25 protein-coding genes and 1 pseudogene are annotated in these 25,173 nt (G+C 58.5%); 14 read left to right on the top strand and 12 right to left on the bottom strand.

Features of this window, described 5'->3' with window-relative positions; all coding sequences use genetic code 11:
• Nucleotides 1–33 precede the first annotated feature (33 nt).
• Entirely contained in the window at nucleotides 34–522 is a 489-nt protein-coding gene (locus LVD08_RS01315; protein WP_003177284.1) for an Lrp/AsnC ligand binding domain-containing protein, read from the top strand.
• Nucleotides 523–632: 110 nt separating this feature from the next.
• Here LVD08_RS01315 and LVD08_RS01310 read toward each other — a convergent pair whose 3' ends face one another.
• Nucleotides 633–986, bottom strand: coding sequence for a YkgJ family cysteine cluster protein (locus LVD08_RS01310; RefSeq protein WP_027610425.1), 354 nt, complete (start codon nucleotides 984–986; stop codon nucleotides 633–635).
• Nucleotides 987–1,133: 147 nt separating this feature from the next.
• Here LVD08_RS01310 and LVD08_RS01305 point away from each other — a divergent pair, with 147 nt between their 5' ends.
• Nucleotides 1,134–2,444, top strand: a complete 1,311-nt coding sequence (locus LVD08_RS01305; RefSeq protein WP_247267206.1) for an NAD(P)/FAD-dependent oxidoreductase — start codon at nucleotides 1,134–1,136, stop codon at nucleotides 2,442–2,444.
• Between the two features lie 115 nt (nucleotides 2,445–2,559).
• Here the strand turns inward: LVD08_RS01305 and LVD08_RS01300 are convergent, their stop codons facing one another.
• Complete coding sequence (locus tag LVD08_RS01300; RefSeq protein WP_247267205.1) at nucleotides 2,560–2,805, bottom strand: DUF1127 domain-containing protein; 246 nt, start codon at nucleotides 2,803–2,805, stop codon at nucleotides 2,560–2,562.
• Nucleotides 2,806–2,984: 179 nt separating this feature from the next.
• Between LVD08_RS01300 and LVD08_RS01295 the strand changes: the two genes are divergently transcribed.
• A complete protein-coding gene (locus LVD08_RS01295; RefSeq protein WP_103368154.1) occupies nucleotides 2,985–4,403 on the top strand; it encodes an aminotransferase-like domain-containing protein in 1,419 nt (472 codons plus the stop codon).
• Here LVD08_RS01295 and LVD08_RS01290 read toward each other — a convergent pair whose 3' ends face one another.
• From LVD08_RS01290 to LVD08_RS01275, 4 genes are all read right to left on the bottom strand, one after another.
• Nucleotides 4,404–4,934, bottom strand: a complete 531-nt coding sequence (locus LVD08_RS01290; protein WP_247267204.1) for a hypothetical protein — start codon at nucleotides 4,932–4,934, stop codon at nucleotides 4,404–4,406.
• Nucleotides 4,931–7,360 carry a fimbria/pilus outer membrane usher protein gene (locus tag LVD08_RS01285; protein WP_247267203.1) on the bottom strand — a complete coding sequence of 810 codons (2,430 nt, stop codon included), beginning with the start codon at nucleotides 7,358–7,360 and terminating at the stop codon, nucleotides 4,931–4,933. Before LVD08_RS01285 ends, LVD08_RS01290 begins: the two co-directional genes overlap by 4 nt.
• Nucleotides 7,360–8,073: a fimbria/pilus chaperone family protein gene (locus LVD08_RS01280; protein ID WP_247267202.1), complete on the bottom strand. Its 714-nt coding sequence runs from the start codon at nucleotides 8,071–8,073 to the stop codon at nucleotides 7,360–7,362. The genes LVD08_RS01285 and LVD08_RS01280 overlap by 1 nt, the downstream gene beginning before the upstream one ends.
• An 87-nt stretch (nucleotides 8,074–8,160) precedes the next feature.
• Nucleotides 8,161–8,811, bottom strand: coding sequence for a DUF1120 domain-containing protein (locus LVD08_RS01275; protein WP_097089501.1), 651 nt, complete (start codon nucleotides 8,809–8,811; stop codon nucleotides 8,161–8,163).
• Between the two features lie 312 nt (nucleotides 8,812–9,123).
• On the opposite strand from LVD08_RS01275, the gene LVD08_RS01270 reads away from it, so the two are divergent.
• Nucleotides 9,124–10,674 carry a phospholipase D family protein gene (locus tag LVD08_RS01270; protein WP_274621092.1) on the top strand — a complete coding sequence of 517 codons (1,551 nt, stop codon included), beginning with the start codon at nucleotides 9,124–9,126 and terminating at the stop codon, nucleotides 10,672–10,674.
• A 32-nt stretch (nucleotides 10,675–10,706) separates the two neighbouring features.
• Here the strand turns inward: LVD08_RS01270 and LVD08_RS01265 are convergent, their stop codons facing one another.
• Nucleotides 10,707–11,852 (bottom strand): MFS transporter, encoded by a 1,146-nt coding sequence (locus tag LVD08_RS01265; RefSeq protein WP_247267200.1) that lies wholly within the window; start codon nucleotides 11,850–11,852, stop codon nucleotides 10,707–10,709.
• 186 nt (nucleotides 11,853–12,038) lie between these two features.
• Nucleotides 12,039–13,532: an aldehyde dehydrogenase gene (locus LVD08_RS01260; protein WP_047596781.1), complete on the bottom strand. Its 1,494-nt coding sequence runs from the start codon at nucleotides 13,530–13,532 to the stop codon at nucleotides 12,039–12,041.
• 234 nt (nucleotides 13,533–13,766) lie between these two features.
• Here LVD08_RS01260 and LVD08_RS01255 point away from each other — a divergent pair, with 234 nt between their 5' ends.
• Entirely contained in the window at nucleotides 13,767–14,129 is a 363-nt protein-coding gene (locus LVD08_RS01255) for a cupin domain-containing protein (RefSeq protein WP_247267199.1), read from the top strand.
• Between the two features lie 179 nt (nucleotides 14,130–14,308).
• On the opposite strand, the gene rpmG is transcribed toward LVD08_RS01255, so the two are convergent.
• Together rpmG and rpmB are read right to left on the bottom strand one after the other, a co-directional pair.
• The gene (gene rpmG / locus LVD08_RS01250; RefSeq protein WP_003177274.1) at nucleotides 14,309–14,464 is read right to left on the bottom strand and encodes a 50S ribosomal protein L33; all 156 of its coding nucleotides are present in this window, start codon (nucleotides 14,462–14,464) and stop codon (nucleotides 14,309–14,311) included.
• 11 nt (nucleotides 14,465–14,475) lie between these two features.
• Entirely contained in the window at nucleotides 14,476–14,709 is a 234-nt protein-coding gene (rpmB, locus tag LVD08_RS01245) for a 50S ribosomal protein L28 (RefSeq protein ID WP_003229474.1), read from the bottom strand.
• Nucleotides 14,710–15,154: 445 nt separating this feature from the next.
• Between rpmB and LVD08_RS01240 the strand changes: the two genes are divergently transcribed.
• Complete coding sequence (locus tag LVD08_RS01240; RefSeq protein WP_247267198.1) at nucleotides 15,155–16,741, top strand: ABC transporter substrate-binding protein; 1,587 nt, start codon at nucleotides 15,155–15,157, stop codon at nucleotides 16,739–16,741.
• Nucleotides 16,742–16,985: 244 nt separating this feature from the next.
• On the opposite strand, the gene LVD08_RS01235 is transcribed toward LVD08_RS01240, so the two are convergent.
• Complete coding sequence (locus LVD08_RS01235) at nucleotides 16,986–17,186, bottom strand: hypothetical protein (RefSeq protein WP_247267197.1); 201 nt, start codon at nucleotides 17,184–17,186, stop codon at nucleotides 16,986–16,988.
• A gap of 75 nt (nucleotides 17,187–17,261) precedes the next feature.
• Between LVD08_RS01235 and LVD08_RS01230 the strand changes: the two genes are divergently transcribed.
• The 3 genes from LVD08_RS01230 to LVD08_RS01220 are packed head-to-tail and all read left to right on the top strand — an operon-like array spanning nucleotide 17,262 to nucleotide 19,311.
• Nucleotides 17,262–17,825, top strand: coding sequence for a hypothetical protein (locus tag LVD08_RS01230; protein ID WP_247267196.1), 564 nt, complete (start codon nucleotides 17,262–17,264; stop codon nucleotides 17,823–17,825).
• A gap of 12 nt (nucleotides 17,826–17,837) precedes the next feature.
• Nucleotides 17,838–18,797 (top strand): dCTP deaminase domain-containing protein, encoded by a 960-nt coding sequence (locus tag LVD08_RS01225; protein ID WP_247267195.1) that lies wholly within the window; start codon nucleotides 17,838–17,840, stop codon nucleotides 18,795–18,797.
• A 13-nt stretch (nucleotides 18,798–18,810) separates the two neighbouring features.
• Nucleotides 18,811–19,311 carry a DUF1643 domain-containing protein gene (locus LVD08_RS01220; RefSeq protein ID WP_247267194.1) on the top strand — a complete coding sequence of 167 codons (501 nt, stop codon included), beginning with the start codon at nucleotides 18,811–18,813 and terminating at the stop codon, nucleotides 19,309–19,311.
• Between the two features lie 344 nt (nucleotides 19,312–19,655).
• On the opposite strand, the gene radC is transcribed toward LVD08_RS01220, so the two are convergent.
• A complete protein-coding gene (gene radC, locus LVD08_RS01215; protein WP_247267193.1) occupies nucleotides 19,656–20,327 on the bottom strand; it encodes a RadC family protein in 672 nt (223 codons plus the stop codon).
• Nucleotides 20,328–20,463: 136 nt separating this feature from the next.
• Here radC and coaBC point away from each other — a divergent pair, with 136 nt between their 5' ends.
• The 5 genes and pseudogenes from coaBC to LVD08_RS01190 all read left to right on the top strand — a co-directional run bounded on the left by coaBC (nucleotide 20,464) and on the right by LVD08_RS01190 (nucleotide 25,170).
• Nucleotides 20,464–21,672, top strand: coding sequence for a bifunctional phosphopantothenoylcysteine decarboxylase/phosphopantothenate--cysteine ligase CoaBC (gene coaBC / locus LVD08_RS01210; RefSeq protein ID WP_103369705.1), 1,209 nt, complete (start codon nucleotides 20,464–20,466; stop codon nucleotides 21,670–21,672).
• 5 nt (nucleotides 21,673–21,677) lie between these two features.
• Nucleotides 21,678–22,133, top strand: coding sequence for a dUTP diphosphatase (gene dut, locus LVD08_RS01205; protein ID WP_123585864.1), 456 nt, complete (start codon nucleotides 21,678–21,680; stop codon nucleotides 22,131–22,133).
• Nucleotides 22,134–22,454: 321 nt separating this feature from the next.
• Nucleotides 22,455–23,831 (top strand): annotated as a pseudogene (locus LVD08_RS01200) (phosphomannomutase/phosphoglucomutase); the annotation flags it as partial.
• A gap of 17 nt (nucleotides 23,832–23,848) precedes the next feature.
• On the top strand, nucleotides 23,849–24,754 hold the full coding sequence (gene argB, locus LVD08_RS01195; protein WP_007962366.1) for an acetylglutamate kinase: 906 nt from the start codon (nucleotides 23,849–23,851) through the stop codon (nucleotides 24,752–24,754).
• Nucleotides 24,755–24,957: 203 nt separating this feature from the next.
• Complete coding sequence (locus LVD08_RS01190; RefSeq protein WP_247267192.1) at nucleotides 24,958–25,170, top strand: hypothetical protein; 213 nt, start codon at nucleotides 24,958–24,960, stop codon at nucleotides 25,168–25,170.
• The last annotated feature ends 3 nt before the right edge of the window (nucleotides 25,171–25,173 follow it).

The raw sequence follows: 25,173 nt of genomic DNA, 5'->3' as shown, positions 1-25,173 counted from the left end.
GGCAAAAACCCTTTTCACGGAGGCGCATTCCCTATGCGTACCAACACTCAGACCAAACGTGAGCTGGACAAGATCGACCGCAACATCTTGCGGATCCTGCAGGCGGACGGGCGCATATCGTTTACCGAACTCGGGGAAAAGGTCGGCCTGTCCACCACACCGTGCACGGAGCGAGTGCGGCGGCTGGAGCGCGAAGGGATCATCATGGGCTACAACGCCCGCCTGAATCCGCAGCACTTGAAGGGTAGCCTGCTGGTGTTCGTCGAGATCAGCCTCGACTACAAATCCGGCGACACCTTCGAAGAGTTCCGCCGCGCGGTGCTGAAACTGCCGCACGTGCTGGAATGCCATTTGGTGTCAGGGGATTTCGACTATCTGGTGAAGGCGCGGATTTCCGAGATGGCCTCGTACCGCAAGCTGCTCGGCGACATTCTGTTGAAGCTTCCGCATGTGCGTGAGTCCAAAAGCTATATCGTGATGGAAGAGGTGAAAGAGAGCCTGAGCCTGCCGATTCCAGACTGAAGATTGGCATCGCTCCATTCGCGAGCAGGCTCGCTCCCACAGGGGAATGCATTTCAAATGTGGGAGCGAGCCTGCTCGCGAAGGCGTCAGCTCGGTTCCGAGTGAACCCGTTAAACCAACACCTGCCGATTCGCCGCCATGTATTCGAAGATCTGCTTTTCAACCCGTGGATGAATCAACTCCACCGGCCCCCGCCCGTTCGGGCATGGCAGGGTTTTGGTGGTACCGAACAAGCGGCAAATCAGCGGCCGCTCGCCATACACCGTGCAGCCATTCGGCCCCAGGTGTACACAGTTCAGTTCTTCCATCGCCGCATCCTGCTCGGCGCGGGTCTTGCGCGGCAGGCGTGACATTTCTTCCGGCGAGGTGGTCACCGGCCCGCAGCAGTCATGGCAGCCTGGCACACACTCGAACGTGGGGATCTGCTGACGCAGGTCGCGAATGGTCTGGCGGTTGCAACTCATCGAAACGGTAATCCACATGAAATAGGCGGCAATTGTGCCGCAAAAGCCGAGATCCACACAGCAACGGCCGACCAGTGTTGCCGGTCTTCGGCCGTGCGGCTTATGCTCCGTCAAATTTTCTCGACACCCAGCCGTTGGATGATGCCCATGAATGCCCGCGCCCGAACCTTCGCGAGCCAACCCCACGTTGCCTCTTACTATGCCGCCAGCAGCCTGCCGCAGCCTGACCATCCGGCGCTGCAAGGCGAGCTGAGCGCAGACGTGTGCGTGGTCGGCGGCGGCTTCTCCGGGTTGAACACCGCGCTGGAACTGGCCGAGCGCGGCCTCAGTGTGGTGTTGCTGGAAGCGCACCGCATCGGCTGGGGCGCCAGCGGCCGCAACGGCGGGCAGTTGATTCGCGGGGTCGGCCACGGCCTCGATCAGTTCAGCAACGTCATCGGCGCTAACGGCGTTCGCCAGATGAAACTGATGGGCCTGGAAGCGGTGGAAATCGTCCGCCAGCGCGTCGAACGGTTCCAGATCCCGTGCGATCTGACCTGGGGCTACTGCGACCTCGCCAACAAACCGGCCGATCTTGAGGGCTTTGCCGAAGACGCCGAAGAGCTGCGCAGCCTTGGCTATCGCTACGAAACCCGTCTGCTGCAAGCCGATGAAATGCACACCGTGGTCGGCTCCAAACGTTACGTCGGCGGCTTGATCGACATGGGTTCCGGGCATCTGCACCCACTGAACCTGGCGCTGGGCGAAGCCGCTGCTGCGCAACAAATGGGCGTCAAACTGTTTGAACAGTCGGGCGTCACGCGCATCGACTACGGCCCGGAAGTTCGCGTCCACACAGCTCAAGGCTCGGTGCGGGCGAAGACTCTGGTGCTGGGCTGCAACGCTTACCTCAACGACCTCAATCCGCAACTCAGCGGCAAAGTGCTCCCGGCCGGCAGTTACATCATCGCGACCGAACCGCTTTCCACAGAACTGGCGCACAGCCTGCTACCGCAAAACATGGCCGTCTGCGACCAGCGCGTGGCGCTGGACTACTATCGGCTCTCGGCCGATCGGCGCCTGCTGTTCGGCGGTGCCTGCCACTATTCCGGGCGCGACCCGAAGGACATCGGCGCCTACATGCAGCCGAAGATGCTCGAAGTGTTTCCGCAACTGGCGGGCGTGAAGATCGACTATCAATGGGGCGGCATGATCGGCATCGGCGCCAACCGTCTGCCACAGATCGGCAGGCTCAATGATCAACCGAACGTGTATTACGCCCAGGCCTATTCCGGGCACGGAGTGAATGCCACGCACTTGGCGGGCAAGCTGCTCGCCGAGGCGATCAGCGGGCAGCACAGCGGTGGCTTTGATCTGTTTGCCAAGGTGCCGCACATCACCTTCCCCGGCGGCAAGCATTTGCGCTCGCCGTTGCTGGCGTTGGGGATGTTGTGGCATCGGATTAAAGAGTTGGCCTGACGGATATGTGGCGCCTTTGCCGACGCCTTCGCGAGCAGGCTCGCTCCCACACTTGGAATGCATTTCCCTGTAGGAGCGAGCCTGCTCGCGAATGGTCCTCACGATCACTGAAGGTTCAGATCCGCCAGAACGGCTTCAACCCCTCCTCCTGCGCCTGCTCCCGGGTCAACCCGATATCCTTGAGCTGCTCCGGCGTCAGATTCAACAGCGCCTTGCGCGTGTGCAGACGATGCCAGAACAGGCCCCAGCGACTCAGGCCGGACGGCGCGTTACGCATGGCGCTATTCCATGCACTGTCCTCCTGCCCTGCCGCCAGTTCCTGACTGCGTAACGTCAGCCGCACATCGCTCAAGCCGTTCATTTTTGTTGCTCCTGTTTACTTGGGTAGCCAGAGATTCCATGATGCGCGGGTCGGAAAAAGCATTACAGATTCAACGCATCTGTATTAACTCCATACAGATTTGCCGTTTCTGCGTCTGAATCACCGATTTTTGCCGCATCTGTACTGGTTTAACGAATCACCTGCATCGAGGCAGTGCCATGACCCTGTATGTGAACCTCGCCGAACTGCTCGGCACCCGCATCGAACAAGGCTTCTACCGTCCTGGCGATCGCCTGCCTTCGGTGCGCGCCTTGAGCGTAGAACACGGGGTCAGCCTGAGCACGGTGCAACAGGCCTATCGCATGCTCGAAGACAGCGGTCTGGCGACACCGAAACCCAAGTCCGGCTACTTCGTGCCGGTGGGTCGCGAGCTGCCGGAACTGCCCGCAGTCGGGCGTCCGGCGCAGCGACCGGTGGAGATTTCACAATGGGATCAGGTGCTGGAGCTGATTCGCGCGGTGCCGCGCAAGGACGTGGTGCAACTGGGTCGCGGCATGCCCGACGTGACCACGCCCACCATGAAACCGCTGCTGCGCGGACTGGCGCGGATCAGCCGCCGCCAGGACATGCCCGGTCTGTATTACGACAACATCCACGGCACCCTCGAACTGCGCGAACAGATCGCCCGGCTGATGCTCGATTCCGGCTGTCAGTTGAGCGCCAGCGACCTGGTGATCACCACCGGTTGCCACGAAGCGCTGTCCACCAGCATCCACGCCATTTGCGAGCCGGGCGATATCGTCGCGGTGGATTCGCCAAGTTTTCACGGTGCCATGCAAACCCTCAAAGGGCTGGGCATGAAAGCTCTGGAGATCCCCACCGATCCGCTGACCGGCATCAGCCTCGAAGCGCTGGAACTGGCGCTGGAGCAGTGGCCGATCAAGGTCATCCAGATCACCCCCAACTGCAACAACCCGCTCGGCTACATCATGCCGGAGTCACGCAAACGCGCGTTGCTGACGCTGGCGCAGCGTTTCGACGTGGCGATCATCGAGGACGACGTGTATGGCGAACTGGCCTACACCTACCCGCGTCCACGCACGATCAAGTCCTTCGACGAGGACGGTCGCGTGCTGCTGTGCAGTTCGTTTTCCAAGACCCTGGCCCCGGGCCTGCGCATCGGCTGGGTCGCGCCGGGCCGTTATCTGGAGCGGGTGCTGCACATGAAATACATCAGCACCGGTTCCACCGCACCGCAGCCGCAGATCGCCATCGCCGAATTTCTCAAGGGCGGCCATTTCGAACCGCACTTGCGGCGGATGCGCAGCCAATACCAACGCAATCGTGACGCGATGATCGACTGGGTTACTCGCTACTTCCCGGTCGGGACCCGCGCCAGTCGTCCACAGGGCAGCTTCATGTTGTGGGTCGAATTGCCGGAGGGTTTCGATACGCTGAAACTCAATCGCGCGCTGCACGATCAGGGCGTACAGATTGCCGTCGGCAGCATCTTTTCCGCCTCGGGCAAGTACCGCAATTGTCTGCGGATGAACTACGCGGCGAAACCGACACCACAGATCGAAGAGGCGGTTCGCAAGGTTGGCGCGGCGGCGATCAAACTGCTGGCCGAAGCCTGATCATTCCAGCTGAAACGTACCGAATCCCTCAAATCGCTGAAGGTCGGCGACACGACTTGAGGCATCACTGACGCGCGCTTCGATTTCCAGCTCCACCTCCAGATGGCGTCCGGCGGCGATACTGCCTGCGCGCCATGCGGTGATGCGATCGCCAGGCTGCAACAGGCCCGCCTCGCCATCATCGCGCTGCCATTGCACCGGCGCGCCATCCAGACGCGCCGCCACAATGCGTATCTGCAACCGTCCCGGTGTCCAGCGGTAATGCAGCGCATCGCTGCTCGGAGCAGCAAAGTTCCACCTGATGGCGCGCGCAGCCGGACATTGAATCCGTAGATGAACCGTGCGCACACCAAAACTGCCGTCATTGCCCAATGGCCGGGCGAGCAACTCCGCCCGCGTCGAAACGCCGTAGTCCACAGTGCTCGGTGAGAGCGTCATCTGGCAGGCCTCGCTGGCCATGACCGAGGTCGATGCCAACGATGCCAGCGTGATCAGGACAATCCATCGATGCATGCGCAATAACTCGGTCATGTAAGGTTCAAAGGCTGACAGAGCGCGTCGACGGGCTCGATCAATGCTTGCTCGTCCGGCGCTTCAGCCAGATTGAATTGCAGGTCGCAGTGCGCGCTATCCGACAGTTGCACCCGCAGCGACTGACCGGGTTTGATGTCCGGTAGAAAGATCGCCCCGGCCTCAAGCACCGTGGTCACGTATTCGCCTTGCCCGTTGTGTACGGCGAGTCCACTGGGCAGCCATTGCCGGTCAAGCGTCCTGGCCTTCAACAGCACACGCCGCACGCGGGTGATGGAAAAATCCATATGCTGAACCGAGCCACGCCCGGCCTCGACCTCCTGATAACCGTCGAGCACCTCGACGTTGCGCGGCAAACTCAACGGATCGACTTCCAGCCGGGCTGTGGAATAGGCCGGCAAACTGGCCACCACCGCCCGGCCCAATCCATCCGTCCACACCGGGCCTTGCGGCGTGTACAGCTTCAGACCCGCACGGTCGCCAGCCTTGAGCACGGCAAAGGTCTCGCGCAGTGGATACGGCGACAGCGTGACACCGTCGCGATGCAGCGCCATGCCGCCGCGCAGCCCCAGGTCGAATTCGCTTGCCCCGGCTCGCTGGTTCAGGCCCAGATCCAGACTGGTGTAATGCGCCAGTGCGTTGACCCGCAAACCCAGCGATGGCGCCGCAGCTTCACGCTGTTCGGCACTGGCGCTATAGGCCAGGGTTTCACTGAGCACTTCACTCATCGACACGCCACGGCGCATCCCGGATCGTGGATCGCTGCGCAGGTAACTGCGAGCCCTGCGCTGATCGCCCAATGGCATCGCCGCCGTCAGATAGACCGAGGTGCCCCGGTGCCTCGCGTCGGCATCGCCGATCCCCCGCTCCAGACTCAACGACAGGCTGATGCGCGCGGGCAGTGTCTGCGACCAGGACAATCCCAGGCGCATGTCGGGTGGCTCGTCCTCGCTGGTGTAGCGCGACCAGGTCATGCCGAATGCCCCCCAGCGCTCGACAGTACCGTTGAGCGAAAATGTCCAGTGATCTCGCCCGGGGGCGTCGGCCCGTCCCTGCTGCTGGCTCCAGCCGGTGTCCGACAGGCTGCGAAAGCCCTTGCCACGGTGCACCGCAACCACACTGGTGGACAGATTCGGCGACAACACGGCACTGACGGTCATTTGCACCTCATGACCTGCAATGCCTGTGTCTCGATCGCTGGACAACACCTGGCGCACACCGGTGCTCAGATTGCCTGGCCATTGACGCTGCAGCCCCCAGCCTGCCGACAGATAATCCGCCCCACCGAGGAGCCCGCCGCTCACGCGCAACGCTCGTGACAGACTCCACTCTCGGCCAAGGGTGGCAAACGACGGCGCCTGACGATCATCCGAACCCTGGCGTCGCACCGTGCCCAGCGCCAGATTGAAGCCGTCGGCGCGATCGGATTGTGGATCCTGCAGGCTGGCTGCCGGGACGCGAAAACGCCGCACTTGCCCTTCCTGCTCGTGCACGCTGACTTCGAGGTCGAGCTGGTTGCTCAACAACGGCAGCGCGCGCAAGGTGAAGGGGCCGCCGGGAACCAGCGTGGTGTAGATCAGCACGCCGTTCTGCCGGACTTCGATTCGCGATGGCGACCAGGCAATGCCCTCGACCTCGCCACGTGCACCCTCCTGTGCCGCGCGCATTTGCGCGAACGCACCTTCCGGCAGAATCTGCACTCCGTTGAAAGATTCGCCGGCGAACAATGGCGACTGCAGGTTCAACTGGCCGATCTGCACGTTGGCTTCGTAGTCTTCCAGGGTGCGCGTGCCGTAGGCATACAGATGCTCGAAGCGAGTGCTATCGGGCAATTGCGTATAGGACTGGCGACTGCGCAAGACCCAGTTGCCGGCATTCAGGCCGAACTCCGAACCCAGTCTGCGAAAGTCACTACGTTGCCCCTCGTGCTGGCTGCCCATGACCAATACATCGTAATTGAACACGCCCCCCACTCCGCCATTGGCGAAGCTGCGTGGCTGGAATTGCGGCAACGCCAACAGATCCGTCGGCAGCAGCAGGTCGATCTGTTCCTTGCCGGGATGCAATGCAACGGTGGCCGCTGGCAGACCTTCACCCAGCGTCAGGCACTGCTGCGGTTGCGCGCGGGTCAAAGCCGCTTGCGCGCGCACGCCAGCAGCCTTGAGCAAGGCCGGTTGCAGGCACGGCTCGCCCTGTTCATTGAATGTCACGAACACCCGCCCCCGTGGCTGTCCATTGACCTCAAGCGCGACCAGCCATGTGCCTTGGGAGAAACGCGGTGCCTGGCGAAAGTACTCAGCCAATGCGGGGTCGAGCCCGCGCTCGCGAAGCACCTGCGCATCGAATTCCACCCCTTCACTGGCCATCGTCATGCCGATCGCATTCGCCATCAGCAGTGCCAGTCCCTGACGGGCACACGCGCGCATCAGTGCGTAACCGGGGCATCAAAGTGATCGACCGCAAAGCCATATGTGGTCGCCGGAAAGATCCGCACTGCCATGGTTCGCACTGTCACGTTCAACGGCGACCCGACAGACAGGCGCTCCCCTGGCAGGATCCAGGTACGCGGCAGATCCACCGCCTGCGTGCCCGGCAGCGGAACAATCGCTTTGGCCAGGCGCACCACGTAAGGACTGGGATTACTGACCAGCAAACCTTCAGCCGTGGCTGACCAGCTCAGGCGTTTCCATGGCTCGCGCTCCACTGGCAGACCGGCAGGGCGCAGGATCACCGGCAGGTTTTGCCGAACCCCCAGATTGACCCGGGCACCGTCGACACCCGCCACAGGATTGATCCCCTCAAAAATCACCCGTTTCAGACGCTCGGTCTGCAATGGTTCGGCGCTCTGCAACATGAACCGTACCTGCTGCACCGCACCAGGCTCGACACGGGCAATCGGCGGACTGAACAGCAACAGCTGTTGATCGTGCGGCTCGATATTTTCGACCGTGGTGTGCAGCAGGGCCGGACGCGTTTCGGTGTTTCGCACATTCATCGTCGCTTCACCGACACCCTCATCCACCACCAGCACAGGGGTTTGCGGCACCATTCCGGCAGCGTGAACCCCGGGCATCAAAATCAAGACGAGCAGGCACAGTGGCAACGCCCGCAAGCCTGGGCGGCACATTGAAATCGGCATCGGTATTGCTCCGCAGGGGGCAGCGCACCCGGCAAAGGGCGCGCTGAATGAACCTGAAAGAACCCGGTAATGGCCGGGTTCTGACGATCAGAGGTAGAACATCTCGAAGGTCACCGAGCCATCGAGCGGGATCTCGCTGGTGATCGGCAGCGCGTTGCTCGGGCCGATGATCGGCAACAGGCTCATCGGAAACCCGTGGTGACGGGCCGCGACCGGGCCAGCTGCCACGCCGGAACCCCATGAGTAGAGCGCCGGGGCATTGCCCACCAGCGGCGAAGCAGGCAGTTGCCACGCCGGTGCTGCCAGAGTGCGTGTCATCAGAGTCTGCGGCGCACCGTCGGCTTCCGGACGACCGTGACGCAGCGCAAATCCGCCGATACGGATGCCGTTGATTTCACCCAGGCCGTAGAACAAAGCCGGATCGTTATTACCGGCACCATCGTTGATGCCCGGCAATTTGGTGGCTGTACGATTGTCTCTGACCGACACCTCGACCGATGCCTCTGCATCACAGTTGATGTGCAGCGAAATGTCGTGGGTCGGCAGCAGCGTCTGCGTGGTCTTGTTCAGGGTAGCTGCGGATATCTTGCGCAAATCTACCGTGCCGCCACCGGCAAATGCGGGGATGCACGACGTCGGAATAATGGTTCCGACCACACTCAGGTCTACGCTCTCGGCGACCACCAGGGTGGGTAATACTGCAGCCGCGACGGCTACCATCCATGTTGTTTTTTTCATCAGTCCCTACTTCATCGGTTATTGATCAATGGCAGTTGTTGAGCGCATTGCCTTCACAAGACGCTGAACACCGGGGCGATGATTTCGTTTTTTGCAGGAATCGTATGTAGGAATAGGCACCGACCAAGAGCTGAAAAAACAACAAAACAAATAGTCCAAAACCACAGGCGAACTCATTCCTACTTTTGAACGACTAATTGTTTACACAGTGTGGCGAGGATCCGCCGGAAACGGTCTTGGAAATCCTCTGCGTGCCATACTCCATCACCCCCTGCCTCCAGCCGAGAAACCAACGTGCAACCCGGAAAAAAATTGCTCGCTGTCTGTGTGTTGTGTTCGTTGGCCAGTGGTTGCGCCACCCTCGATGCGCCGCGCGAACCCAGCCAGGCGTTGCCGGCCGCGGGCTCCGCATTCGGTCGCTCGATTCAGACCCAGGCAGCGCCCTGGCAGGGCCGTTCCGGCTTCCGCTTGCTGTCCAACAGCACAGAAGCCTTCACCGCCCGCGCCGAGCTGATTCGCAATGCGCAAACCAGCCTCGACTTGCAGTACTACATCGTCCATGACGGCGTCAGCACGCGGATGCTGGTGGAGGAACTGCTCAAGGCCGCCGACCGCGGCGTGCGCGTGCGCATCCTGCTCGACGACACCACCAGCGACGGCCTCGACACGATCATCGCCACGCTGGCGGCGCATCCACAGATCCAGATCCGCCTGTTCAATCCGCTGCACCTGGGCCGCAGCACCGGCGTGACCCGCGCCGCCGGACGCCTGTTCAACCTGTCGCTGCAACACCGGCGCATGCACAACAAACTGTTCCTGGCGGACAACAGCGTGGCCATCGTTGGCGGGCGCAATCTGGGCGACGAGTATTTCGATGCCGAGCCGAATCTGAATTTCACCGACATCGACATGCTCAGTGTCGGCCCGGTGGCAGAGCAGCTCGGGCACAGTTTCGACCAGTACTGGAATAGCGCGCTGAGCAAGCCGATCGACGAATTCCTCTCCAGTAAACCAAGCGCCAAAGACCTGCAGAACACCCGCACGCGTCTGGAAGAGTCGCTGGAGGAAACCCGTAAACAGAATCACGCGCTGTATCAACAGTTGATGACGTTCAAGACCGCGCCACGCATGGACATCTGGCGCAAGGAACTGATCTGGGCCTGGAACCAGGCGCTGTGGGATGCGCCGAGCAAAGTGCTGGCCAAGGACGAACCGGACCCGCAACTGCTGCTGACCACGCAACTGGCGCCGGAGCTGCGCGGCGTCAGCAAAGAGCTGATCATGATCTCGGCGTACTTTGTGCCCGGCCAGCCGGGGCTGGTGTACCTGACCGGGCGCGCCGACGCCGGGGTCTCGGTGAGCCTGCTGACCAACTCGCTGGAAGCCACCGATGTGCCGGCGGTGCACGGCGGTTATGCGCCGTATCGCAAGGCGTTGCTGGAACACGGGGTGAAACTGTATGAGCTGCGCCGTCAGCCTGGGGATAACTATGGCAGCGGCCCACATCTGTTCTACAGCAAGTCTTTCCGTGGTTCGGATTCCAGCCTGCACAGCAAGGCGATGATTTTCGATCGGCAGAAAGCGTTCATCGGCTCGTTCAACTTCGATCCGCGCTCAGTGCTGTGGAACACCGAAGTCGGGGTGCTGGTGGACAGCCCGGAACTGGCCGAACACGTGCGCGAACTGGCGCTGCAAGGCATGGCGCCGGCTCTGAGCTATCAGGCGAAATTGCAGGATGGGAAGATTGTCTGGGTGACCGAGGACAATGGTCAGATGCACACGCTGACCCAGGAACCAGGCAGCTGGTGGCGGCGCTTCAATGCGTGGTTCAGCACCACTGTCGGTCTTGAGCGGATGTTGTAATCGCATTTGTATGCGCTCCCACAGGGAAGTATTCAAGCAGTCTGTGGTTCGGTGCCGAATGCACCTTGGCGCATCAGCAGAATCACCAATCCAAACGCCCCCGCCGCCATCAACAACGGCAACGCATGCCCGCTGATCCACTGACTGCCCGCCCCCGCCAGCAACGGCCCGATCAGACAGCCGACACCCCACAGCTGCGCAATGTGCGCATTGGCCCGCACCAGCGCATCGTCGCGATAACGCTCGCCGATCAGAATCAGTGACAAGGTGAACAGGCCACCGGCACTGGCGCCGAACAACACCCACAACGGCCAGATCAGCAGCGTTTCGATCAACAGCGGAATCGCCAGACTCGACAGCATCAGGATCACTGCGCAACCGGCGAACAACGTGCGCCGCGACAGGTAATCCGCCAGCGCGCCGATCGGCAGTTGCAACAGCGCATCGCCGACCACCACCGTGCTGACCATCGCCAACGCAATCTCGGCGGTGAAGCCCTGTTGCAGGCAATACACCGGCAACAGCGTGAGGATCATCGCTTCGAACGCGGCGAACAGTGACACCGCCCAGGCAATCGCCGGCAGCTCCCGGGCAAACCCCCACAGATCGCTGAACGTAACGCTGCTGGATTCACTGCTCGGCGCACCACTGCGGCCCATCAACAGCAATGGCGAGACTGTCAGCAGCCCGACACCGACCCAGAAACCATAATCATGCTCAGTGCCTAGCGCACCCAGCAGCAGCGGACCAGACAGTTGGCTCAGCGCATAGCTGCTGCCATACAGAGCGACCAGACGACCGCGCCAGTGTTCGACGACCAGTTGATTGATCCAGCTCTCGCCGAGGATGAATACGATGGTCAGGATCACCCCGATCATCAGGCGCAGCACCAGCCAGACCGGATAACTCGGCAACAGCGCGAGCAAGCCGATCGACAACGCCCCGGCCCACAGGCACAGGCGCATCAGGTTGGCGGTGCCGAGACGTGCCGCCAGATGACTGGAAATCTTCGCCCCCAGCAATACGCCAATCGCCGGCATCGCCGCCATCACGCCGATGGCGAAAGAGCCGTAACCCCAGCTCTCCAGACGCAACGACACCAGCGGCATGCTGACCCCCAGGGCCAGGCCGACACTCAAGACAGACGCCAACACGGCGAAATACGTCGCCCAACGCATGGTCCACGCTCCTGTGGATATTCTTATGTGCGCCACAAAATCACTGTGGGAGCGGGCTTGCTCGCGAAAACAATTTCACATTCAGCAGATGTGCTGACTGATACACCGCTTTCGCGAGCAAGCCCGCTCCCACAGGGGATCTCCGTAAGTTCGAAAGCCTGAACGAATCAGGCTCCCGCTAACGGCTTACAGCTTGATCCACGTCGCCTTCAGCTCGGTGTATTTGTCGAACGCGTGCAGCGACTTGTCGCGACCGTTGCCCGACTGCTTGAAGCCGCCGAACGGTGCGGTCATGTCGCCGCCGTCGTACTGGTTGACCCACACGCTGCCGGCGCGTAGCGCCTTGGCGGTCAGGTGCGCCTTGGAGATGTCCTGAGTCCATACCGCAGCGGCCAGACCATACGGCGTGTCGTTGGCGATCTGGATCGCTTCTTCGGCGGTATCGAAGGCGATGACCGACAGCACCGGGCCGAAAATCTCTTCCTGAGCGATCTTCATCGCGTTGCTCACACCGTCGAAAATCGTCGGCTCGACGTAAGTGCCACCGGTTTCCTGGAGGATGCGCTTGCCGCCCGCCACCAGTTTGGCGCCGTCGGTGTGACCGGATTCGATGTACGACAGCACGGTGTTCATCTGCTGGGTATCGACCAGCGCACCGACATTGGTTGCCGGGTCCAGCGGATTGCCCGGCTTCCAGGCTTTCAGCGCCTCGATCACCATTGGCAGGAATTTGTCCTTGATCGAACGCTCGACCAGCAGACGCGAACCGGCGGTGCAGACTTCGCCCTGGTTGAAGGCGATGGCGCTGGCGGCGGATTCGGCAGCGGCTTGCAGGTCCGGCGCATCGGCGAAGACGATATTCGGGCTCTTGCCGCCGGCTTCCAGCCACACGCGCTTCATGTTCGATTCGCCGGAGTAGATCATCAGTTGCTTGGCGATCTTGGTCGAACCGGTGAACACCAGCGTGTCGACGTCATTGTGCAGCGCCAGCGCCTTGCCGACGGTGTGACCATAGCCCGGCAGCACGTTGAGCACGCCTTTCGGGATACCGGCCTCAACCGCCAGCGCAGCGATGCGGATGGCGGTCAGCGGGGATTTTTCCGACGGTTTGAGGATCACCGAGTTACCGGTCGACAGCGCCGGGCCGAGTTTCCAGCAAGCCATCATCAGCGGGAAGTTCCACGGCACGATGGCGCCGACAACGCCCACCGGCTCGCGGGTCACCAGACCCAGTTGATCGTGCGGCGTGGCGGCGACTTCGTCGTAGATCTTGTCGATCGCCTCACCGCTCCAGCTCAGCGCTTGCGCCGCGCCCGGCACGTCGATGTACAGCGAATCGCTGATCGGTTTGCCCATATCGAGGGTTTCGAGCAGCGCCAGCTCTTCAGCGTGCTGCTTGAGCAAGCTGGCGAAACGAATCATGGTGGCTTTGCGTTTGGTCGGCGCCAGGCGCGACCACACGCCGGAATTGAAGGTGGCGCGGGCGTTTTCCACGGCGCGCTGGGCGTCGGCGGCGTCACAGCTGGCGATCTTGCCCAGCAGACGGCCATCGACCGGGCTGATGCACTCGAAAGTCTCGCCGGAGACGGCGTCGGTGTATTCACCGTTGAGGTAGGCGCGGCCTTCGATCTTCAGGTCGCGAGCACGTTGTTCCCAATCGGCACGAGTCAGGGTGGTCATTCGAGTGTCCTCCTCTTGTTGAATAGAGCGCCGCGTTCTTCGCGGACGTCTTCAGGAATGCTGCCCGGCCAGCCTGCTTTTCGGCCCAAGGCACCCGCCACCCTAAACCAGCGGCCGGGGTTGTTTCAATATATTTGACATAAGCGCGCCATACGCCCTTGCGGTGTTCATTTTAATAAACATAGACTTTGGCCCTTTCAAGCCACCGCGCCGTCATCACGGGAGAAAACAACAATGAACATCCAGAACGTCGTCGATATCAGCCTGACCAGCAGCGAAGCCGAACGCTATCACCCGGACCCGGCCAAAGTGCTCAAGGGCGACCCAGAGCAAGCGGTGTTCAATCAGTACGACAGCCCTTGTGGGCAAATGGGTGTTGGCGTGTGGGAAGGTGCGGTCGGGCAGTGGACGGTGAACTACACCGAACATGAATACTGCGAAATCCTGCAAGGGGTTTCGGTGCTGCTTGACAGCGATGGCAATGCCAAGACCTTGCGTGTTGGCGACCGCTTTGTGATTCCGGCCGGTTTCCGTGGTACCTGGGAAGTGCTGGAGGCTTGCCGCAAGATCTATGTGATCTTTGAACAGAAGGCCTGAGTCTTTCGCTGATATTACCGGCCCCTTCGCGAGCAGGCTCGCTCCCACATTCGACCGCATTCCATTGTGGGAGCGAGCCTGCTCGCGAAAGCGTCGCAACAGTCAGCACAAAACTCAAGGCAACAAAAAAGGCCCGCATCTCACGATACGGGCCTTTTTCGTAAGTCGGGAAAAATCAATTACTTGATTTTACCTTCCTTGTAGATCACGTGCTTGCGAACAACCGGATCATATTTCTTGATCTCGATTTTGTCCGGGGTAGTACGCTTGTTCTTGTCGGTAGTGTAGAAGTGACCAGTACCGGCGCTCGAGATCAAACGAATCAATTCACGCATGATTAGCTCCCTTAAATCTTGCCATCGCGGCGAAGTTCGGCGAGCACGACACTGATGCCACGCTTGTCGATGATGCGCATGCCTTTGGCAGATACGCGCAGACGCACAAAACGTTTCTCTTCTTCAACCCAGAAGCGGTGATGCTGCAGGTTCGGCAGGAAACGACGACGGGTTTTGTTGTTTGCGTGGGAAATGTTATTCCCGGTTACCGGACCCTTACCGGTAACTTGACATACTCTCGACATGCCTCAGCCCTCTAAAACCACATGCCCAACCCGGCATGGGTTGGCCGCTTAATCTCTCAGTCATTTGGCGCCAGGCGCCGCGTTTCTTTAGAGGTCTTACCGGCTACACCTACAGTGAAGGAACCGGGCCCCTAGAAAAGAGCGCTGCTTTATACCAGAAAGACCGGGGTGCAACAACAATGGATGTGCAATCGACCGGTAAAAAGGCGCATTTTCCGCCTGCAGACGCTTTGGATAAAGGCTGAGGCGAGTTTTGACCACTCGTCGCAGAAAACCGCTCTAATAGACGTTTTCGACTTTTCCTCGTGCACCGTGGTCTGAAAAACGTCACTGGGCTGCCCCAAAAATACAAAAAGGGGATAGTCATTTGCAATCCAGCCCTCTAGGGTAACCCTTTTCCAGACTGCACCTGCAGATGGCCTTCGATCTGTAAAGGAAGCCGACCATGCGCCTCGCTGCCCTACCCCTGTTGCTCGCCCCGCTTCTGCTGAGCCCCCTGGCCCAGGCTGCCGCCCTGAGCGTTTGCACCGAGGCCAGCCCTGAAGGGTTCGACGTGGTGCAATACAACTCGCTGACCACCACCAATGCCTCGGCCGATGTGCTGATGAATCGCCTGGTCGACTTCGACACCGCCAGCGGCAAAGTCGTGCCGAGCCTGGCCGACAGCTGGGAAGTCAGCACCGACGGCCTGACTTATGTGTTCAAGCTGCACCCGCAGGTGAAGTTTCACAGCACTGACTATTTCAAGCCGACCCGTACCCTGAGCGCCGAAGACGTCAAATTCAGCTTCGACCGCATGCTCGATCCAGCCAACCCATGGCACAAAGTGGCGCAAAGCGGCTTCCCGCACGCCCAGTCCATGCAGTTGCCGGCGCTGATCAAGAAGATCGACGCGCTTGACCCGCTGACCGTGCGCTTTACCCTCGACCACCCGGACTCGACGTTCCTCGCGACCCTGAGCATGGGCTTCGCCTCCATCTATTCCGCCGAGTACGCCGACAAGTTGCTCAAGGCCGACGCGACCGACAAGCTCAACAGCCAGCCGATCGGCACCGGTCCGTTCGTGTTCACGCGCTTCCAGAAAGACGCCTCTGTGCGCTACAAGGCCAACCCGGACTATTTCGGCGGCAAGCCGGCGGTCGACCCGCTGATCTTCGCCATCACCCCGGACGCCAACGTGCGCCTGCAAAAGCTGCGGCGCAACGAGTGCCAGATCGCCCTGTCGCCAAAACCGCTGGACGTGAAGGCTGCGCAGGAAGAGCCGACGCTGAAAGTAGAAAAGACTGACGCGTTCATGACCGCTTTCGTCGGCATCAACAGCCAGCATCCACCGCTGGACAAGCCGGAAGTGCGCCAGGCGATCAACCTCGCCTTCGACAAGGCCAACTACGTCAAAGCCGTGTTCGAAGACACCGCCGAACCCGCCAATGGTCCTTACCCGCCGAACACCTGGAGCTACGCGAAGAACCTGCCGGGCTATCCGCACGACGTGGCCAAAGCCAAGGCGCTGCTGGCCAAGGCCGGACTCAAGGACGGCTTCCAGACCACCATCTGGACGCGTCCGTCCGGCAGTCTGCTTAACCCGAATCCGAGTCTGGGCGCGCAATTGCTGCAATCGGATCTGGCGGAAATCGGCATTCAGGCGGAAATCCGCGTGATCGAGTGGGGCGAACTGATTCGCCGCGCCAAGGCTGGCGAGCATGACCTGCTGTTCATGGGCTGGGCCGGCGACAACGGCGACCCGGATAACTTCCTCACGCCGCAGTTTTCCTGCGCGGCGGTCAAATCCGGCACCAACTTCGCCCGCTACTGCAATGCCGACCTGGACAAGTTGATCAGCGCCGGCAAGACCACCAGTGAGCAAGGCGTGCGCACCAAACTGTACGAACAGGCACAGGCGCAGATTCAGCAGCAGGCGCTGTGGTTGCCGCTGGCACACCCGACCGCTTATGCACTGACGCGCAAGGATGTGCAGGGTTACTCGGTGAGCCCGTTCGGGCGGCAGGACTACTCCAAGGTCAATATTAGATAATAATATAACTGTATTAAGCTCCATAGCTGCAATCGTGGAGCTTGACTAAACAAAGTAGTACCACCCACCTAAATTCCTCATTGGGCTTGAGTTGCATGAAATCAAAACAAAAATTACGCTCCCAGCCAGAGACAAGCACCCAACCGACCACATAAACGATATAAAATAAAACTCTAGAAAACAAATCACTACTCTTGAGCATTCACTCAGAATAAAATAATTTTTAAGCTTTATAAAGACGCACTTATCTTCCCCCACGCCCGACCAGCAACAAAACCACCCTCCACAACAGCTTCACACTAATCTCGCGAGTAAGATTAAACCAACCCATATGCTCTAACTTAAAAACCTCTCCGAAAAATAATAAAATTAATTCTGCATGGAAAAAAATCAACTCCAATGCTAAAATCAAAAAGTCAAACATAGCAAAAAGAACATAAACCATGTAGAATCCGCAATTATCGCAATTTCACTACAGACAGCTTTAAAGAAATTTTGCTAATACCTGGAGGGATGGCAAATGTTAAACACGCATCGGACTCTACTGACCACACTGCAAAGTCGTCAGAAAAGTCATGATGAAAAATCGCACCAAGATATCTTGGCAGAAAATATGTATGTGCGATTGAAACACATGTCCTTACACTTCTACAAATATACGCTGAAAGCTTATGATGCAAAAGCAGAACTCAACACGACCACTCTCAAAGCAACACTTATTGATTCTATTATAATCTGCTTAGCTTCAGCCAATTCGCTGAAGATTTATCTCGATGACTTCTTAGAGATCAAAACTCTAAACATTTCTGACTTATGCAAAAGACTTTCATGCAAACAAGAGCATGAAAATATAGCTTATATTTTTGACGGGATTTTTTATAGCCTACTTTCTCATGGCGCCAAGATGGCAAAAGTTATGGAGTCTACGGATCACATGGAGGCAGGGAATCCTCGAGTAGAAATGTCAAAACTGATACCTGCTCTCACCATTGACCTACTAAAATATATCGACCCCCTTGACATTAATCTAGAGCAAGAAATTGAAAAGCGCTTCGAACTAATAGAAAATTCATTTATTTTGTAGAGAGAGCATAAATTGGCATTTTGGAGCGGGGAAAAATTAGAAGGCGAGCTTCCAAAGCTTATAACACCATTCAAAAAAGAGAATCTCGACTGTGCATCTTACAGGCTGTCTGCAGGCGAACAAGCGTTCGTAACTACGGCAGAATTAGAGTCCCAGAGCTCAAATGTCAACCTTATCAAGAGCTTAGGCCACGGCTCAGACAACGGTGCAATCAGAATTTGTCCCGGGCAGTTTGCGTTTCTGCTTACAGAAGAAGATGTAACCGTTCCAGACAATGCAATAGCAATGATTTCTATCCGCGCAGGATATAAATTTAAAGGGCTAATAAACGTTTCCGGTTTCCATGTGGACCCGGGCTGGGTGGGCAAGCTAATTTTTAGCGTATACAATGCCGGCCCCAAAGTGATAATTATTCGCAGGGGTGAACCACTTTTTCTAATCGTTTACGCTGATCTAGACAGAGTTTCTCAGAAAACATATAGCGGGTCCGCAAAACACCAAAAAGAGATCAGTACAAAATTAGTTGAGGATCTAACAAGCGTCGTATTCAACCCTCAAGCTCTGAAAAATCGCGTGGATGAGATAAATGAAAAACTAAATACTGCCGAAAATTCTCGCAAACACACAAATACTTGGACTACAGTTGCCATAGGCTTATGGGCAATATTTGTTGCTGCATTCGTCGCAGTCCCTAGTTTTATGCCTGGATTTACCGGGGCACTTATAGCCAACGCTTTAAACTCAGCCGGCTATAAATTAGTTGCAGCAAGTGTTCCTCCGCAACCCAACACCCTCCCCCCGCTCTATACCGTCCCTGCTGACGATTTAAAAGAAAAATCTTACAACGATGCTCCAGCGCTTGTCCCTCCTAAAAAACAAACGCATTACACCGAAGTCCATCCTGCACACACGAACAAAAATTCAACATCGCCAAGCACAAAAAATATTACCACACCGACAAAACCAAACTAAAAATCGAACGAATATGTTAAACCAAATCGATTTATTCTCACCAGCCATTATCAAAGATGCAATTTTCTCCGAGAACAGAGAGCACAGGTATTTTCTATCCAGAGTTTGGGATGGCACTTTAAAAAAAATAGCATTCATTGGTTTAAACCCATCTACCGCAGACGAAAGCTTAGATGACCCAACCATACGAAGATGTGTTGGCTTCGCAAAATCGTGGGGAGGTGGAAGTTTATACATGATAAATCTATTTGCGTTTAGATCAACCAACCCAAAGGGCTTGCTTACAGCATCTGATCCAGTAGGCAGCGAGAACGATCACTGGATTTCGCAGATAGTTAACGAGTCAGATATAGTCGTAGCCGCATGGGGAAACCATGGCAACTTTAATAGCCGAGACAGGCAAGTTCTTGGACTGACAAACAAAAAAATTTACGCTCTATCAATAACCAATAAAAACATGCCAGGACACCCCCTCTATCTACCAAAGAACTCGATACTTCTTCCTTTTAACTAAATCTAGCAGACGAGCGTTTTAGAGATAGAACCTAATCACATGCCCTTGAGTAGCTATAGGGGCCAACCCTACCCAATACTCGGAAACAAAAAAAACGCTTGAAGTTCAAGCGCTTACGTTGCTGCGCCAATGACATTTCAAACACTCCTACGCGGAACGAATAGAATCCAGAGCTTCCTGATTTTAAACTGCACCCTGGATAAATTCTCTGCGAGCGAACCAGTTGCCGCATCACAATCTGGCTCACCCGAAGACTTTTTCCGCAACCGGAAAATTTCTAGCAACGGCCCGAATTATAACTTTGACGCCATGATCGCTCAGGCCCCTATTTAAGTTAGTTTGGACTACATCCAGCCAAGTTCCGCCATCGACAACGGCTCACCGTCGCCAATTATGAAATGGTCCAAAACCCGCACATCAATCAGCTCCAATGCTTTTTGCAAACGCTTGGTCAATAGCCGATCAGCATGACTCGGATCGGTATTGCCCGATGGATGGTTGTGGCAAAAGATGATTGCAGCAGCGTTGTGCACCAGTGAGCGTTTGACGACTTCCCGAGGATGCACACTTGTGTTGTCGATGGTTCCGCGAAATAGCGCCTCAAAGGTCAATACCTGATGTTTAGAATCGAGAAACAGGCAACCGAACACTTCGTGAGGTTCGTGACGCAGCATTGACGTCAGATAATCTCGGACTGCTTTCGGGTTTTCCAACGCTGTTTTTTTACACCGTTCGGCTAGATGGCGTCGGCTCATTTCCTGGGCAGCCTGCAACTGTGCAAATTTTGCTGGCCCTAGGCCCACATGTTTGCTAAATGCTTCCAGATCGGCTTCAAGCAACAAACGCAGACTGCCAAACTGATTCAACAGATGCCGTGCCAGATCAACTGCACTTTTCCCCGGCACGCCGGTTCGCAGGAAAATCGCCAGCAGTTCCGCATCCGAAAGGCTCGCAGAGCCCTGTTCCAACAACCTTTCCCGCGGCCTTTCCGCCGCCGGCCAATCGCGAATACTCATACACCTTCCTTGTCTGTGGGCACCGCTGTTCCGTAGCGGTCGCTGTGATATCGTAGCCCATCTTTTTTGCGGGCGAATTCACCCTGGGGAGGGGGTTTCGCCACGTATGTCACCCACGAAATGTAAAGGCAGACCTATGCAGCGGCTGTATCGGAAACGCATCGTTCTGGGCGTCGGCGGCGGCATTGCGGCCTACAAGAGCGCCGATCTGGTTCGTCGCCTGATCGACCAGGGCGCTGAAGTGCGCGTGGTCATGACCCATGGCGGCGCCGAGTTCATCACCCCGCTGACCATGCAGGCCCTGTCCGGGCACCCGGTTCACCTCGACTTGCTCGACCCGGCCGCCGAAGCGGCGATGGGCCACATCGAATTGGCCAAATGGGCCGATCTGGTGCTGATCGCCCCAGCCACTGCCGACCTGATTGCGCGTCTGGCCCAAGGCATCGCCAACGATCTGCTGACCACCCTGGTGCTGGCCACCGACGCCGTGGTGGCCGTCGCGCCAGCAATGAATCAGGCGATGTGGCGCGATCCGGCAACCCAAGCCAACCTGAAAATCCTTGAAAGCCGTGGCCTGAAGACTTTCGGCCCGGCCTCTGGCAGCCAGGCCTGCGGCGACGTCGGCATGGGCCGGATGATGGAAGCCACCGATCTGGCGCAGTGCGCGGCGGACTGCTTCCAGCGTCAGGCGCTGACCGGCAAGCACGTGGTGATCACCGCCGGCCCGACCCAGGAAAACATCGACCCGGTGCGCTACATCACCAACCACAGCTCCGGGAAAATGGGCTTCGCTCTGGCCGAAGCCGCGGTGGAAGCCGGCGCCCGCGTGACCCTGATCAGTGGCCCGGTGCACCTGCCGACGCCGGATCGCGTCACGCGCATCGATGTGGTCAGTGCCCGCGACATGCTTGCAGCGTGCGAATCGGCCATCCCGTGTGATGTGTTCATCGCCTCGGCAGCGGTGGCGGACTACCGTCCGGAAGTGGTTGCCCCGCAAAAACTCAAGAAAGACCCTACAAGCGGCGACGGCTTCGTCCTGCAAATGGTGCGTAACCCGGACATCTTGGCCACCATCGCGACCCGTCCCGACCGTCCGTTCAGTGTCGGCTTCGCCGCCGAGACCGAACACCTGCTCGACTATGCTGCACGCAAGCTGAAAGACAAGAATCTCGATCTGATCGTCGCCAACGACGTCGCCAACCCGAGCATCGGTTTCAACAGCGAAGAAAACGCCTGCAGCGTGATCGACCGTGAGCTTCATGCCACTGTTTTCGCCCAGACCAGCAAGAGCAAGATCGCTCGCCAACTGGTCACTTTTATCGCCGAACGTCTGAACCAGGTTTAATTTACATGCACGCTTTGCAAGCCAAGATCCTCGACCCACGCATCGGTAGCGAATTCCCGCTGCCGCAATACGCCACCCCGGGCTCCGCCGGCCTCGACCTGCGCGCCATGCTGGAACAGGACATCGTAATCAAGCCGGGTGAAACCGTGCTGATCCCTACCGGTCTGTCGGTCTACATAGGCGACCCGAACCTCGCCGCGCTGATCCTGCCGCGCTCGGGCATGGGCCATAAGCACGGCATCGTGCTCGGCAACCTCGTTGGCCTGATCGACTCGGATTACCAGGGCCCGTTGATGGTGTCCTGCTGGAACCGTGGCCAGAGCGACTTCACCATGACCGTCGGCGAGCGTCTGGCGCAACTGGTGTTGGTGCCGGTGGTGCAGGCGCATTTCGAAATGGTTGAAGAGTTCGTCGAAACCGAACGCGGCGCGGGCGGATTTGGCCATACCGGCACTAAATGATCCACGGGTAATTTCTGTGGCGAGGGAGCTTGCTCCCGCTGGGCTGCGCAGCAGACCCGAAATCTTGTGGGCGCAGCGCCCCCAAGCGGGAGCAAGCTCCCTCGCCACAAAATTTGTGCAGCAGGTTTTAGCACCGAAAATCAAGGTTTTGCCGGCTGCAGGCCACGCCAGCCTAGGCGTCATGGCCCTTTCACACCACGAACTCTCTGTGGAAAACGCCGTCATACCCTTCAGTTTGAGCCTGCCGCCGAGTGAATCGTCGGTCTGTCCCGCCACTTTCGAGATGGAGCATTTGTGCAGATGAGCACCCCCGCCAAGATCGCCCCGAAGCTACCCGACAGCATCTTCCGCGCCTATGACATTCGCGGCACTGTGCCGGAATTCCTCAATGCCGAAACCGCCTACTGGATCGGCCGCGCCATCGGCTCGCAGAGCCTGGCCCAAGGTGAACCGAATGTTTCCGTCGGTCGCGACGGTCGCCTGTCCGGCCCGGAGCTGGTTGCCGAGCTGATCCGCGGCATCGCCGAGAGCGGCTGCCATGTCAGCGATGTCGGCTTGGTCCCGACCCCGGCGCTGTACTACGCGGCCAACGTGCTCGCGGGTAAATCCGGGGTGATGCTCACCGGCAGCCACAACCCGTCGAACTACAACGGCTTCAAGATCGTGATCGCCGGCGACACCCTCGCCAACGAGCAGATCCAGGTGCTGCACGAGCGCATCAAGACCAATGACCTGACCAGCGGTCAGGGCAGCGTGACCCAGGTCGAAATCCTCGACCGCTACACCACCGAAATCGTCCAGGACGTCAAACTGGCCCGACGTCTGAAAGTCGTGGTCGACTGCGGCAACGGCGCGGCCGGCGTGATTGCCCCGCAACTGATCGAAGCGCTGAACTGCGAAGTCATCCCGCTGTTCTGCGAAGTCGACGGCAACTTCCCCAACCACCACCCGGATCCGGGCAAGCCCGAGAACCTCGTCGACCTGATCGCCAAGGTCAAGGAAACCAATGCCGACCTCGGTCTGGCCTTCGACGGCGATGGCGACCGCGTCGGCGTGGTGACCAACACCGGCAGCATCGTCTACCCGGACCGCCTGCTGATGCTGTTCGCCCGCGACGTGGTGGCGCGCAATCCGGACGCGGAAATCATCTTCGACGTCAAATGCACCCGCCGCCTGGTGCCGCTGATCAAGGAGTACGGTGGTCGTCCGCTAATGTGGAAGACTGGCCATTCGTTGATCAAAAAGAAAATGAAACAATCCGGTGCTCTATTGGCCGGTGAGATGAGCGGGCACATCTTCTTCAAGGAACGCTGGTTCGGTTTCGACGACGGTATCTACAGCGCCGCACGGCTGCTGGAGATCCTCAGCAAGGAAAAATCCACCGCCGAAGAGCTGTTTGCGACCTTCCCGAACGATATTTCTACGCCGGAAATCAATATCCATGTGACCGAAGAGAGCAAATTCAGCATCATTGATGCACTGCACGACGCACAGTGGGGCGCAGGCGCCGACCTGACCACCATCGACGGCGTGCGAGTCGATTACGCCAAAGGCTGGGGCCTGGTGCGCGCCTCCAACACCACACCGGTGCTGGTGCTGCGCTTCGAGGCCGATGACGAGGCTGAATTGCAGCGCATCAAGGATGTGTTCCACGCCCAATTGAAACGCGTTGCACCTGATCTCCAACTACCGTTCTGATTCACCCGGAGCCCTGAATGACCCTCGAACGCGAAGCCGCCGCCCACACCGCCCAGGTTCTGTCCGAAGCGTTGCCTTACATCCGACGTTATGTCGGCAAGACCCTGGTGATCAAATACGGCGGCAACGCGATGGAAAGCGAGGAGCTGAAAACCGGCTTCGCCCGCGACATCGTCTTGATGAAAGCCGTAGGCATCAACCCGGTGGTGGTTCACGGCGGCGGCCCGCAGATCGGTGATCTGCTCAAGCGTCTGTCGATCGAAAGCCACTTCGTCGATGGCATGCGTGTCACCGACGCCGCGACCATGGACGTGGTGGAAATGGTCCTCGGCGGTCAGGTCAACAAAAGCATCGTCAACCTGATCAACCGTCACGGCGGCAGCGCCATCGGCCTGACCGGTAAAGACGCCGGGCTGATTCGTGCGAAGAAACTGACCGTCACCCGCCAGACCCCGGAGATGACCCAGCCGGAAATCATCGACATCGGTCAGGTGGGCGAAGTGGTCGGGATCAACACCGAGCTGCTGAACCTGCTGGTCAAAGGCAACTTCATCCCGGTGATCGCGCCGATCGGCGTCGGTGAGAACGGCGAGTCGTACAACATCAACGCCGACCTCGTGGCCGGTAAAGTCGCCGAGGCGCTGAAAGCCGAGAAGCTGATGCTGCTGACCAACATCGCCGGCCTGATGGACAAGTCTGGCACCGTGTTGACCGGCCTGAGCACTCAGCAGGTCGACGACCTGATCGCCGACGGCACCATCTACGGCGGCATGCTGCCGAAGATCCGCTGCGCACTGGAAGCGGTTCAGGGCGGTGTTGGCAGCTCGCTGATCATCGACGGTCGCGTACCGAACGCGATCCTGCTGGAAATCTTTACCGACACCGGTGTGGGCACGCTGATCAGCAATCGCAAGCGTCACTGATCGCTGAAACGCAAAAGATCGCCGCCTGCGGCAGCTCCTGCAAAAGCAAATTTCGTGCGTATGAAATTTCTGTAGGAGCTGACGAAGTCTGCGATCTTTTTTATGCCTGCAAGAAGCGTCTGACTCCACTCAGCGAAACGTCCGACATCTCCTCAGAACAAATCGCCCTAGGATCTTCCCTGAACCCACAGGAGATCTTCCCCATGCAAAAAGACCGCGTACCGTACGGCAGCGATGTTTCCGCAGGCACCTATGAATGTGCAGACTGCGGACGCGAGTATTCCAATCAGTCGAAAACTTCACTGCCGCCCTGCCCTGACTACCAACCCGGCACTCATGTGCTCAATGGCTGGAACATCCTGACGGGCCAAGGCGACGCTGCTGCCGATCCCTATCCGGGCCAGCCTTCCAAATAACCA

Source organism: Pseudomonas sp. YL2 (assembly GCF_023063025.1).
GTDB lineage: Bacteria > Pseudomonadota > Gammaproteobacteria > Pseudomonadales > Pseudomonadaceae > Aquipseudomonas > Aquipseudomonas putida_A.
The sequence above is the reverse complement of the archived record's forward strand: the minus strand, read 5'-3'. Positions and strand labels throughout refer to the sequence as shown.

What these genes read in the sequence shown, in the direction of transcription:
- LVD08_RS01315 (WP_003177284.1), top strand. Translation starts at nt 34, where the DNA reads ATGCGTACCAACACTCAGACCAAACGTGAGCTGGACAAGATCGACCGC.
- LVD08_RS01310 (WP_027610425.1), bottom strand. Translation starts at nt 986, where the DNA reads ATGAGTTGCAACCGCCAGACCATTCGCGACCTGCGTCAGCAGATCCCC.
- LVD08_RS01305 (WP_247267206.1), top strand. Translation starts at nt 1,134, where the DNA reads ATGAATGCCCGCGCCCGAACCTTCGCGAGCCAACCCCACGTTGCCTCT.
- LVD08_RS01300 (WP_247267205.1), bottom strand. Translation starts at nt 2,805, where the DNA reads ATGAACGGCTTGAGCGATGTGCGGCTGACGTTACGCAGTCAGGAACTG.
- LVD08_RS01295 (WP_103368154.1), top strand. Translation starts at nt 2,985, where the DNA reads ATGACCCTGTATGTGAACCTCGCCGAACTGCTCGGCACCCGCATCGAA.
- LVD08_RS01290 (WP_247267204.1), bottom strand. Translation starts at nt 4,934, where the DNA reads ATGACCGAGTTATTGCGCATGCATCGATGGATTGTCCTGATCACGCTG.
- LVD08_RS01285 (WP_247267203.1), bottom strand. Translation starts at nt 7,360, where the DNA reads ATGCGCGCGTGTGCCCGTCAGGGACTGGCACTGCTGATGGCGAATGCG.
- LVD08_RS01280 (WP_247267202.1), bottom strand. Translation starts at nt 8,073, where the DNA reads ATGCCGATTTCAATGTGCCGCCCAGGCTTGCGGGCGTTGCCACTGTGC.
- LVD08_RS01275 (WP_097089501.1), bottom strand. Translation starts at nt 8,811, where the DNA reads ATGAAAAAAACAACATGGATGGTAGCCGTCGCGGCTGCAGTATTACCC.
- LVD08_RS01265 (WP_247267200.1), bottom strand. Translation starts at nt 11,852, where the DNA reads ATGCGTTGGGCGACGTATTTCGCCGTGTTGGCGTCTGTCTTGAGTGTC.
- LVD08_RS01260 (WP_047596781.1), bottom strand. Translation starts at nt 13,532, where the DNA reads ATGACCACCCTGACTCGTGCCGATTGGGAACAACGTGCTCGCGACCTG.
- LVD08_RS01255 (WP_247267199.1), top strand. Translation starts at nt 13,767, where the DNA reads ATGAACATCCAGAACGTCGTCGATATCAGCCTGACCAGCAGCGAAGCC.
- rpmG (WP_003177274.1), bottom strand. Translation starts at nt 14,464, where the DNA reads ATGCGTGAATTGATTCGTTTGATCTCGAGCGCCGGTACTGGTCACTTC.
- rpmB (WP_003229474.1), bottom strand. Translation starts at nt 14,709, where the DNA reads ATGTCGAGAGTATGTCAAGTTACCGGTAAGGGTCCGGTAACCGGGAAT.
- LVD08_RS01240 (WP_247267198.1), top strand. Translation starts at nt 15,155, where the DNA reads ATGCGCCTCGCTGCCCTACCCCTGTTGCTCGCCCCGCTTCTGCTGAGC.
- LVD08_RS01235 (WP_247267197.1), bottom strand. Translation starts at nt 17,186, where the DNA reads ATGGTTTATGTTCTTTTTGCTATGTTTGACTTTTTGATTTTAGCATTG.
- LVD08_RS01230 (WP_247267196.1), top strand. Translation starts at nt 17,262, where the DNA reads ATGTTAAACACGCATCGGACTCTACTGACCACACTGCAAAGTCGTCAG.
- LVD08_RS01220 (WP_247267194.1), top strand. Translation starts at nt 18,811, where the DNA reads ATGTTAAACCAAATCGATTTATTCTCACCAGCCATTATCAAAGATGCA.
- radC (WP_247267193.1), bottom strand. Translation starts at nt 20,327, where the DNA reads ATGAGTATTCGCGATTGGCCGGCGGCGGAAAGGCCGCGGGAAAGGTTG.
- coaBC (WP_103369705.1), top strand. Translation starts at nt 20,464, where the DNA reads ATGCAGCGGCTGTATCGGAAACGCATCGTTCTGGGCGTCGGCGGCGGC.
- dut (WP_123585864.1), top strand. Translation starts at nt 21,678, where the DNA reads ATGCACGCTTTGCAAGCCAAGATCCTCGACCCACGCATCGGTAGCGAA.
- argB (WP_007962366.1), top strand. Translation starts at nt 23,849, where the DNA reads ATGACCCTCGAACGCGAAGCCGCCGCCCACACCGCCCAGGTTCTGTCC.
- LVD08_RS01190 (WP_247267192.1), top strand. Translation starts at nt 24,958, where the DNA reads ATGCAAAAAGACCGCGTACCGTACGGCAGCGATGTTTCCGCAGGCACC.